Here is an 11,073-nt window from a genome sequence, read left to right on the forward strand (position 1 = left end):
CTTGCCGGAACAAGGAGCGCTTTTCGATAAAGCAGAGAATTAAATGAAACAGTTATTACAACAGCTTCGTACCGGGGAGACACAGTTGGTAGAGGCGCCGGCACCTCAGGCCTCCAAAGGCAAATTGTTGATTCGTACCCGTACCTCTCTGGTCTCGGCGGGCACCGAGCGAATGCTGGTCGAGTTCGGCAAGGCTAACCTGATCGATAAGGCCCGCCAGCAGCCCGATAAAGTCCGCATGGTGCTCGATAAGGTCAAGACCGATGGTCTGGCCACAACCCTGGATGCAGTGCGCAGTAAACTCAACCAACCCTTGCCGCTGGGGTATTGCAATGTTGGCCGGGTTGAGGCGTTGGGTGAGGGCGTCAGCGGCTTTACTTCCGGCGACAGGGTGATATCCAATGGCCCCCATGCAGATCTGGTGGTGGTTCCGAAGAACCTCTGCGCTCGAATTCCAGACCAAGTTGACGATGAGTCGGCCGCTTTTACAGTGCTGGCCAGTATCGGTTTGCAAGGTATTCGCCTGGCCCAGCCCACTTTGGGGGAGGCCTTCGTTGTGACCGGAGCAGGCTTGATCGGCTTGCTGACCGTGCAGTTGCTGCGAGCCCAGGGCTGCCGTGTGCTGGCGATCGATGTTGATGGCCAGCGGCTGGAACTGGCCAGGCAGTTTGGCGCCGAAACCTGCAACCCAGCAGCCGGAGAGGATCCGGTGGCGGCAGGGCTGGCGTTTAGTCGTGACCAGGGGATCGACGGGGTGATCATTACCGCTTCGACCAAATCCTCGGATCCAGTGTCTCAAGCCGCCCAGATGTGCCGCAAACGTGGCCGCATCGTACTGGTCGGCGTTACCGGCCTGGAACTTAGCCGGGCAGATTTCTACGAAAAAGAGCTGAGCTTTCAGGTCTCCTGCTCCTACGGACCCGGGCGTTACGATCCGGTCTACGAGGAGCAGGGGCAGGACTATCCGCTGGGGTACGTGCGCTGGACCGAGCAGCGTAACTTTGAGGCAGTGCTGGACATGATGGCCTCTGGGCGGCTAGATGTCGCTCCCTTAATTACCCATCGTTTCGCTTTTGACGAGGCGCCGGAAGCTTATGCGGCCCTGATCGAGGATCGTAGCGTGCTGGGTATCCTGCTTCAGTATTCTGAAGAGGTAGACACCGATGCGCGGCTGATACCCCTTCAATCGGCGAAGGAGATAGATGCTTCCAAACCCGTGGTCGGTTTTATCGGTGCGGGAAACTATGCCTCCCGGGTGTTGATCCCTGCCTTCCAGCGGGCCGGGGCCCAGTTGCATACCCTCGTCACCGAGAGTGGAATCAGCGGTGCGCTCAACGGTGAGAAAGCGGGTTTTGCCAACGCTTCTACCGATGTGGCAGGGATGCTGGCCGATCCTGAAATCAACACCGTTGTGGTGGTAACTCGGCACAATTCCCATGCCCAAATTGTCCGTGAGTGCCTCGAAGCAGGCAAGCACGTTTTCGTTGAAAAGCCCCTCGCTATCAATTGGGAAGAGCTTGCTATCGTTGAGCAGGCTTACCGGGATGCTGATGGTCAGCAACTGATGTTGGGCTTCAATCGCCGCTTTGCCCCCTTGGTGCAGAAAATGAAAGGGCTGTTGGAACCGCTCCGTGAGCCTAAGTCTTTCATAATGACCGTAAATGCGGGGGCGATTCCGGCTGACCACTGGACCCAGGACCCTGGGATAGGAGGGGGCCGAATCATCGGGGAAGCCTGCCACTTTATCGATCTGATGAGGTACCTGGCTGGCGCTAAGATCGTGTCGGTTCAGGCGAGGCGAATGGAAAGGGGGCAGGGAGCGGTCAGTGAAGATAAGGCGGTCATCATTCTTGGTTTTGCTGATGGCTCTTTCGGCACGATCCATTACTTGGCTAACGGTGCTTCAAGCTTCCCTAAGGAGCGGATAGAAGTGTTTGTCGCCGGTCGTGTATTACAGTTAGACAACTTCAGGAAACTCAAGGGCTTTGGTTGGCCGGGATTCTCTAGAATGAGTCGATGGAAACAAGATAAAGGTCAAGCACCTTGCGCCCAATCCTTCCTGAGGTCGATCCATGATGGTGAGTCAGCGCCCATTCCCGTTGAAGAGGTTTTTGAGGTGGCAAGGGTAACACTTGAAGCTGCGGATCTGCTCCGTAGTCAATAAATGAGTGATGATGATCTTCTATTGGATGGCTTTTCTTAATTGTAACCGAGGCCATTGATAATCCACATTACACCCTGGACATGAGAAAGTTGTTTCAATTATTTAATGGCGGGCCCTTTGTTTGAACATTTTGCGGTTACTCCGTACCCTGCGATATCTGCGACCGGCTCAGATTTATGGTCGAATCTGGTTTCGTCTGTACCGCCCGAGAATTGATACCAGTCCCCATCCCCAGTTAAGAAGCCCGATAGGAGCTTGGGCTCCAGTTTATTGGCGTCGATCGTCGATGATCTCTCCTGGGAAATTTACTTTTCTAAACGTAACCCATGAAATCCAAGATGCGGATTGGGACCAGCCATCTTGGCCGAAGCTATGGCGTTACAACTTGCACTACTTTGATGATCTTAATGCAGTTGGCTCAAACGAGAGAAAGGCGTGGCATCAGTTAACGCTAGAGAACTGGATCCAAGACAACCCACCCGGTCAAGGAACAGGATGGGAACCCTACCCCACTTCGTTACGGATCGTTAACTGGATAAAGTGGAGTTTGATTGGCAACCCGCTGTCCTTCCAGCAAAGGCAAAGTCTGGCGATTCAGGTGCGCTGGCTTCATGGCCGTTTAGAAAGGCACATTTTAGGAAATCATCTGCTGGCCAACGCCAAGGCATTGGTGTTTGCCGGAGTCTTTTTCGAGGGCGAAGAGGCTCAGCACTGGTTGAATACAGGCTTGCGGATTTTGGGCGAACAGCTTGACGAACAAATTCTAGCCGATGGCGGCCATTTTGAGCTGAGTCCTATGTATCAATCGATTGTAATTGAAGATTTGTTAGATCTTGTCCACTTGTCTTCTATTTATGAGGAAGATTTGCCAGTCAATAACTGGGTGGCACTGCTACCGAAGATGATCGGTTGGCTGAGGGTGATGACTCATCCCGATGGTAGGATTAGTTTTTTTAATGATGCTGCATTAAAAGTTGCTGCTGATATCGCGGTTCTAGAAAAATATGCGGCGAGCCTGAATATCAAAATTGTTCCAACGGCTATGGCGCCATATCTTCTACTGAAGGATAGCGGTTATCTCCGCTCTACTTTGGGGCCGGCCGTTATGTTGGTGGATATTGCCCCTGTAGGACCCTCATACCTTCCAGCTCATGGGCATGCAGATACGTTGAGTTTTGAGCTCTCGTTGTTTGGGCGTCGGCTTTTGGTTAACTCGGGTACTTCCTGCTATGGCATTGGTTCGGAGCGTGAGAGGCAGAGAGGTACAGCTGCCCATAATACGCTGCTGGTCGATAATTCAGACTCATCGGAAGTCTGGGCGGGTTTTAGAGTGGGGCGTCGGGCGGAGCCAAAACTACTCGAGCTAGCTTATGTTCCCAATTCACAATCCGTAGATGCGTTAACTGTCCGGGGTTCCCATAACGGCTATATGTATCTATCCGGACAACCGGAGCATCAGCGTAGTTGGCAACTGAGTGCTTCTGATTTATTGATTTCCGATACTGTTCACGGCGATGTGGATAGCGCGCAGGCGCGTTATCATCTCCACCCCGACTGGATTGTTGAGATGAATGGCAACCTCGGAGTTATCAAGGAATGCGATCAAATCGTTGTCGAGATAGAAGTCTTACGCGGACGCCCTCATCTTGAATCAGGGCTGTACCACCCAGAATTTGGAGTATCTATACCTAATCAGTGTTTGTGTGTGGATGCAGATAATAATGGACAGGCGGAGATAATCTTTAGGTGGCAGTCTTGATTTCGAACTGTTGTAACCGCGAAAACTAAGAACATTATGAAAATCTTGCTGCTTTCATTTTACTACCCGCCGGATTTGTCAGCTGGATCTTTCCGTACAGTGGCATTAGTTCGGGAACTAGAGAAACGCTTACCCAAGGGGTCGCAGATAGATGTTCTGACCACGCAACCCAATCGGTATGCGAGCTACTCAACTAAAGCTCCTGCGGATGAAATCCGCGGGATTGTTAGTATTCATCGCGTGAAACTACCTCCTCATCAAAGCGGCATGTTCGATCAGGCAAAGGCATTCGGCGCCTTCTATTTGGGGGCTAATCGGTTCCTTAGAGGGCGTCATTACGATCTAGTCATAGCTACAACATCTCGCTTGATGACTGGATTTTTAGGTGCGCGAATTGCCACTAGAATTGGCTGTCCCTTCTATTTGGATGTGCGGGATATCTTTATTGATACGCTCAATGATCTTTTTAAAAGGAAAGCTTTCCGTCTATTGCTGCCTATTCTAGATCGGTTGGAGAGTTACACTATTCGACGTGCCGATAGAATCAATCTGATATCAGCGGGTTTTGTAGATTATTTCAGCAGCAAGTATGCCCTCAAACGCTATGATCAGTTTACCAATGGTATCGACGAAGAGTTTTTGGCTAAGTTCGAAACGGCCACCGATGACGACTTTGCAGAGTCTTCTTCAGGTCTAACCGTACTTTATGCGGGAAATATTGGAGCAGGCCAAGGGCTTGAGCATATTATCCCTCCTCTGGCGAAAGCCTTAGGATCAGAATATCACTTTGTCGTGGTCGGTGATGGTGGTCGTCGGCAAGCACTTCAGCAACACTGTGAAAACTTGGAAGTCAGCAATGTTCGGATAGAGCCGGCTGTTAGTCGCACGGAATTGTTGGAGTATTACCGCAGATCCGATGTGCTCTTTTTGCATTTAAATGACATACCCGCGTTTGAAAAGGTTTTGCCATCGAAAATTTTCGAATATGCCGCTCTGCATAAACCCATTTTGGCCGGCGTTAGGGGGCATGCTGCAGAATTTCTTGAGCAAAATGTTTCAGGGAGTTGGGTTTTCAATCCTTGCGACACCGCAACAGCGGCGGAATGCTTGAAGGAGATAGCCACAGAGGGTGGTGGTCAGGACTACAGTCGGGATGAATTTTGCAATATTTACAGGCGAAGTAGCATCATGGAGCAATGGGTGGATGCAATCTTAGATGCATCAAGCTCGCCTGAACCGGATGGGAAGCTGATTTAGTCGTGAGCATGGGAATCGAATCAGCGGCTAGTCAAGTCATGGTGACCGGAGCCTCGGGCTTTATCGGAAGGCATTTGGTTAGATCGTTAAGTCAGAGTGGCTATCAAGTCGTCGCTTGTGTACGTGATCTCTCAACCCCGTTTAACTCCTCCATGTCCGGCTTAAAGTTGGTGCAGATGAAAGACCTTGGGGAGGCTGAACCCTGGAGCGAAGAGGTCTTTCATGGTGTCGATGTCATAGTTCATGCCGCAGCCAGGGTGCATGTGCTGGCTGATCCATCATCTGATCCGCTGGCTTGCTTTCGTCGGGACAATACTTTGGCAACGTTGAGGCTGGCTGAGCGAGCTGCCCAGCATGGGGTCAGACGTCTGATTTACATAAGCAGCATCAAGGTCAATGGTGAACAAACGGCAGGGGAGCCTTACACTGCATCGGATATACCAGCCCCTGAAGATGCATACGGCATATCAAAGGCAGAAGCGGAGTCGGCGCTATTTGCGGTGGCTGAGAACACGGGGTTGGAGGTTGTGGTAATTCGACCTCCTCTGGTATATGGGCCAGGTGTTTCAGCTAATTTCTGGGCACTGAGAAATTGGATCAAGCAGGGCTACCCTCTGCCTTTTGGAGCAACGGATAACCGACGAAGCCTGGTCAACGTATTCAACTTGGTCGATCTGATCCAGCTCTGTATTTCACACCCTAAAGCCGCCAATGAGGTGTTTCTTGTTTCAGATGGCGAGTCCATATCCACTGCTAACCTGATTCGGCGTATTGCGAAAAGTCTGGGTCGCACCATCTGGCTACCGAGAATTCCTGTGCCTTGCTTAGAGTTTATCGCAGCAGTTCTGGGTCGAGGCCAGATTATGCGGCGGTTATGCAGTGATCTGGAAGTCGATATCCAGAAGACGTCCAAAATGCTGGGGTGGGAGCCTTCCGTTTCGATGGAGCAGGCTTTGCAGTGTATGGAAAAGGAACTTTAGAGTTGTCTTTTTATCTGTTGGCTATTTTGCTATTCGTGCTGGCGCTAATGATCGTTTGGCCATTAAAGCGCTATGCAGCGAACTTGTTACTGATTGATATTCCAAATGAGCGTAGTTCCCATGTCCATCCGACCCCCCGAGGGGGCGGCATAGCGATATGGTTCAGTTTTTCGTTGGCATTAATTTATCAATATGATGCCCTGAGTGGAGGGCTGCAGACCTTGGCTTGGCTGCTTCTTATTGGAGGTGGATTAATTGCCTTGGTTGGCTTATTAGACGACTGTTTTAATGTGCCTGTTTGGCCACGATTTAGTGCTCATCTGATTGTGGCTTTGATGAGTGTGGCGATGCTGGAGAAGCTGCCAACTTTACCTGTACTGGGGGGGGAGGTGTCTTTGGGTTGGGTTGGTTACGGAGTATATGCGCTGCTAATCGTCTGGACGATTAACCTCTATAACTTTATGGATGGAATTGACGGCATAGCTTCGGCACAGGCGGTTTGTGTCGCACTGGGCGCTGCGCTGGTTTTGCTACTAAGTGGCCGTAGTGATGAAGCGGGTCTGTTAACGTTACTGGCTGTTTGCTGCTTCGCATTTCTAGTTTGGAATTGGCCACCGGCCAAGATTTTCATGGGCGATGTTGGCAGTGCGTATTTGGGTTTCGTCATCGCGATATTCGCTATTGTCAGTGCACTGAATGACGGTGTGAATATTTGGACCTGGATGATTTTGATGGGGGTGTTTTGGGTTGATGCGACCTGCACGCTGCTATGGCGTATGGCTTCAAGACAGAGCTGGCATGAGGCGCATCGCTCGCATGTGTATCAGGTAATGGCTCGTCAGTGGCGCAGTCATAAGAAAGTAACGCTTTCTGTCATTGGTATTAATGTATTCTGGCTTTATCCGTGGGCGGTTATGACGGTTATTTGGCCTCAATGGGCTTTTCTTTGTGTGCTTGTTTCTTCGCTTCCGCTGGTATATTTGGTATTTCGATATGGGCTCGGCAAAACTCAGGAATAGTTTTTGATATTTTTCAATTTGACCTCTATTCTTGTATCTGAAGCTAATTATTTGTCAAATGCTTGCGCCAAAATAAAAATATTAGTATTTTGAGCGCTCGAAAATCTAAGTCTTTCTGGGGTTATATAATGACTGACGTTCTTAATGTTCTGACACGTAAGACTTCACTGCGTAAAGCATGTAAAGAACTGGCTGTATCAGAATTGGAAAAGCTTTCAGAAAATCTGTTGGAGCTTGTTGAAGAGCGGAAGCAGGAAGAGGCCGCTGTTGCAGAAAAGCTGGCTGAAAAGCAGGCCAGCATCGATGCGATTAAAAAGCAGATGGCTGAGAGTGGTTTGGATCTGAGCGATCTTCTTGGCGCGCTGGAAGCTGGAACTGCTGCAAAACCCAAGGGTACGGTAAAGCCGAAATATCAGATTACTGATGATGAAGGTAATGTTCATCAGTGGACTGGTCGTGGCCGCACTCCTAAGGTGTTCCAAAAGTTCTTCGATAATGGTGGCAGTAAGGAAGATTGCCTGATCGGTTAACGATTTCTGTTTCTAAACAAAAAAGGTGCGCGCTGCGCACCTTTTTTTTGTCGGTTGTACACTTATAGACTCGAGGTGTCGGGTTTGGCAGCTCTTTGGTGGGCTGGTATGATGCCGCGCTCTTTTCTACCCCTTCATTCTGCACCTTATATGCGAGCAACGATCCTATGAGCGACGAAAAACTTCAGAAAGTACTGGCCCGAGCCGGCATAGGTTCGCGTCGGGAGATGGAGCGCTGGATTGAGGCTGGGCGGGTCAGTGTCGATGGTAAGGTGGCTTCCCTCGGAGATCGGGTATCGCTGGAGGCGAGTGTCAGCGTCGATGGGCGAGCCGTGAAATTGAATCCGCAGGCAGATTCCCAGTGTCGCGTGATTCTCTATAACAAACCGGTGGGGGAGGTATGCACCCGGCAGGATCCGGAAGGTCGCGCTACGGTTTTTGATAAGTTGCCGAAGTTGAAGGGCGGTCGATGGATCTCAGTGGGGCGCTTGGATATTAACACCAGCGGCTTGCTGCTGTTCACCACCGATGGTGAGCTGGCGAATCGATTGATGCACCCGTCCAGTGGCGTCGATCGTGAATATGCTGTTCGAATCCATGGCGAGGTCACCGATGAGATGATCAAGCGGCTCAAGGAAGGGGTGTTGCTGGAAGATGGTTTGGCGCGCTTCACCGACGTACAGCATTTTGATGGCACCGGCCGTAACCAGTGGTATCACGTTGCTCTGATGGAGGGGCGAAACCGTGAAGTACGCCGCTTGTGGGAATCTCAGGATGTCGAAGTTAGTCGACTTAAGCGGGTTCGCTACGGCTGCATCTTTATGCCCAAGCAGGTAGCGGTTGGGCAATGGGTTGAGCTGGGCCAGAAAGAGCTGAACGATCTTTGTGATCTGGTGGAGTTGCCTCGCTTGAAGCTGGCGCCGAAGACGCTGGAGCAGCTCAAGGCTGATCAGCGTCGTCAGCGAAAGGCCAGGCCTCAGCAGTCAGCCGAACCCAAGCGGGGGCGACGCGGCCCCCGTCGATAACTGCCTGGGAGAGTTGTTGGCCCGAGTTAGCCTTGTGCGTCGAGCGACTTTCCGTTGGTTTCCTTGCTGTCGGGTCCCATCAGGTACAGGTAGGCCGGCATGATCTGTTCCGGGGTCGGTAGCTCGTTTGGATTTTCCGCGGGATAGGCGTGGGCGCGCATGTTGGTTCTTGTGGCGCCGGGGTTGATGGCGTTGACTCGAATGTTGCTGATCCCTTCCAGCTCGTCCGCCAGTGTCTGCATCAAGCCTTCGGTGGCAAATTTCGAAACCGCGTACGCCCCCCAGTAGGCTCTGCCTTTGCGGCCTACCCCGGAGCTGGTGAAGACGACGGAGGCGTCATCTGACTTCATCAGTAGCGGTAGCATCGCCTGGGTCAGGTAGAACTGAGCGTTAACGTTGATCTGCATGACTTGGTTCCAGATGCTTGGATCGTAATTCTCAATAGGGGTTCTGGCACCCAGGATGCTGGCGTTGTTCAGCAGCCCGTCCAGGCGGCCGAACTCTTGAGCGATGGTATCGGCGAGCTGGTCATAGTCGTGCGGCGCAGCGCCATCCAGATTAATCGGGATGATCGCTGGTTGGGGGCCGCCTTGCTTTTCGATCTCATCGTAGACCGCTTCGAGTTTTTTGGTGGTTCTGCCGGCCAAAATCACCGTGGCACCATGTTCGGCATAGCTCAGCGCTGCGGCACGACCGATACCGTCACCGGCACCGCTGATCAAAATTACGCGGCCCTCTAAGGATTTGGGCTGGGCTTGGTAGTCAAACATCTTTGTTTCCATTGTCTGTCGATTTGTCCCTGTCGGGCTTATAAGTCTAGCAGTCCGGTAAAGGTCGATGGGGCCTAGAGTCTTAGCCAGTTGATCAGTTCGACCGGGTGCTCAATCAGCAGGTCGGCATTCCAGTGCTCTGGTTGGTCGGTCTCGTCCAGGTAGCCGTAGAGTGCCCCTGCGGTGGCCATACCCGCATTTCGACCTGCTTCAATATCTCGCACATGGTCACCGACATAGAGGCTGCGCTCGGGGCGGCTGTTGAGTTTTGAGCAGGCTTTGTAGAGTCCTTCAGGGTCGGGCTTTCTGCAGCTGACGTGGTCAGGGCAGATCAACACGCCGCAGCGATCGTTCAGTGACAGCTGCTGCAAAATAGGGGTGCAGAATCGCTCGGGCTTATTAGTAACGATTCCCCAGGGGATCTGCGCCTGTTCCAGGGTCTGTAATAGCGCCGTCATGCCGTCAAACAGGATCGAGTCCTGGGCTGGGTTGGCTTGGTAGTGTTGTAGTAACTGCTCCCGAAGCCGGTCGAGTTCGCTGCTGTTTCGCAGGCCGCCAAATGCTTGTTGAATCATGGCGGCTGCGCCATTGGAAACCTGCTGGCGTACTTGAGCGTAGTCCAGCGATGCCAGCTGCTGTTCGTGGCGCAGCTGATTCAGAATCCGGTAAAAGTCGGGGGCGCTGTCGAGCAGGGTGCCATCCAGGTCAAACAGCACCGCATCGGGGCGAAATGGGGTCATGCCGGCTTGCGGGTCTGCAGCAGGTAATTGACATCGACATCATTGGGGTCGAGTCGATAGGTCTGGGTCAGCGGGTTGTAGGTCATGCCGCTGGTTTCGCCGATTTCAAGTCCAGCCTGACGGCACCAATTGGCCAGCTCGCTTGGGCGGATAAATTTATCGTGTTCGTGTGTGCCCTTCGGGACCAGATTGAGTAGATACTCGGCGCCGACGATGGCAAACAGATAGGATTTCAGATTGCGGTTCAGGGTTGAGAAGAATACTTGACCGCCGGGCTTGCAGAGCTGGGCGCAGGCTCGAATCACCGATGCGGGGTCGGGAACGTGCTCGAGCATCTCCATGCAGGTCACGACGTCATAGCTTTCCGGCTCTTCGGCGGCCAGCTGTTCGGCGGTGATCTGACGGTAGTTCACCTTGACGCCCGATTCCAGGCCGTGGAGCTTGGCCACTTTCAGCGGGGTCTCGCCCATGTCGATGCCGCTGACATCGGCACCGCGAATCGCCATCGATTCCGACAGTATGCCGCCGCCGCAGCCAACATCCAGTACCTTTTTTTCCGCCAGTGGAGCACGTTCGTCGACAAAGTTGACCCGCAGCGGGTTGATGTCGTGTAGCGGTTTGAACTCGCTCTGCTTGTCCCACCAGCGGCTGGCCAGGGCTTCGAATTTGGCGATTTCGTCCTGGTCGACGTTATGGTTGCTGCTGGGCGTCTCGGTGTTCATGGCGGGTCCGTATTTCTGCTCTGTTGGCTCTTGATTGGTGACGACCCGAAGGTCGCGGCTATGTTACCACCCGACTGCAGGGCGGCACAGCTTTGATCTTGAAAATG

At 52.4% G+C, this 11,073-nt stretch carries 10 protein-coding genes; 7 read left to right on the top strand and 3 right to left on the bottom strand.

Annotation, left to right across the window (positions count from 1 at the left end; genetic code table 11):
* Positions 1 to 43 precede the first annotated feature (43 nt).
* The 7 genes from DV711_RS10610 (at position 44) to rluB (ending at position 8,734) form a co-directional block, all read left to right on the top strand.
* Positions 44 to 2,164, top strand: coding sequence for a bi-domain-containing oxidoreductase (locus DV711_RS10610; RefSeq protein WP_114695624.1), 2,121 nt, complete (start codon positions 44 to 46; stop codon positions 2,162 to 2,164).
* Between the two features lie 286 nt (positions 2,165 to 2,450).
* The gene (locus tag DV711_RS10615; RefSeq protein ID WP_207802601.1) at positions 2,451 to 3,923 is read left to right on the top strand and encodes a heparinase II/III family protein; all 1,473 of its coding nucleotides are present in this window, start codon (positions 2,451 to 2,453) and stop codon (positions 3,921 to 3,923) included.
* Between the two features lie 36 nt (positions 3,924 to 3,959).
* Positions 3,960 to 5,180 (top strand): glycosyltransferase family 4 protein, encoded by a 1,221-nt coding sequence (locus DV711_RS10620; RefSeq protein WP_114695626.1) that lies wholly within the window; start codon positions 3,960 to 3,962, stop codon positions 5,178 to 5,180.
* An 8-nt stretch (positions 5,181 to 5,188) separates the two neighbouring features.
* Complete coding sequence (locus DV711_RS10625; RefSeq protein WP_114695714.1) at positions 5,189 to 6,160, top strand: UDP-glucose 4-epimerase family protein; 972 nt, start codon at positions 5,189 to 5,191, stop codon at positions 6,158 to 6,160.
* 2 nt (positions 6,161 to 6,162) lie between these two features.
* The gene (locus tag DV711_RS10630; RefSeq protein ID WP_114695627.1) at positions 6,163 to 7,179 is read left to right on the top strand and encodes an MraY family glycosyltransferase; all 1,017 of its coding nucleotides are present in this window, start codon (positions 6,163 to 6,165) and stop codon (positions 7,177 to 7,179) included.
* A 128-nt stretch (positions 7,180 to 7,307) separates the two neighbouring features.
* A complete protein-coding gene (locus tag DV711_RS10635; RefSeq protein ID WP_114695628.1) occupies positions 7,308 to 7,709 on the top strand; it encodes an H-NS histone family protein in 402 nt (133 codons plus the stop codon).
* Positions 7,710 to 7,876: 167 nt separating this feature from the next.
* Positions 7,877 to 8,734: a 23S rRNA pseudouridine(2605) synthase RluB gene (gene rluB / locus DV711_RS10640; protein WP_114695629.1), complete on the top strand. Its 858-nt coding sequence runs from the start codon at positions 7,877 to 7,879 to the stop codon at positions 8,732 to 8,734.
* A 26-nt stretch (positions 8,735 to 8,760) separates the two neighbouring features.
* On the opposite strand, the gene DV711_RS10645 is transcribed toward rluB, so the two are convergent.
* From DV711_RS10645 to ubiG, 3 genes are all read right to left on the bottom strand, one after another.
* Positions 8,761 to 9,504 (bottom strand): YciK family oxidoreductase, encoded by a 744-nt coding sequence (locus tag DV711_RS10645; RefSeq protein WP_114695630.1) that lies wholly within the window; start codon positions 9,502 to 9,504, stop codon positions 8,761 to 8,763.
* Positions 9,505 to 9,578: 74 nt separating this feature from the next.
* A complete protein-coding gene (locus DV711_RS10650) occupies positions 9,579 to 10,244 on the bottom strand; it encodes an HAD-IA family hydrolase (RefSeq protein WP_114695631.1) in 666 nt (221 codons plus the stop codon).
* Positions 10,241 to 10,966, bottom strand: coding sequence for a bifunctional 2-polyprenyl-6-hydroxyphenol methylase/3-demethylubiquinol 3-O-methyltransferase UbiG (ubiG, locus tag DV711_RS10655; RefSeq protein ID WP_114695632.1), 726 nt, complete (start codon positions 10,964 to 10,966; stop codon positions 10,241 to 10,243). The genes DV711_RS10650 and ubiG overlap by 4 nt, the downstream gene beginning before the upstream one ends.
* Positions 10,967 to 11,073: the final 107 nt, after the last annotated feature.

The organism is Motiliproteus coralliicola, from assembly GCF_003345655.1.
In the GTDB taxonomy this organism is placed as follows: Bacteria; Pseudomonadota; Gammaproteobacteria; order Pseudomonadales; family Balneatricaceae; genus Motiliproteus; species Motiliproteus coralliicola.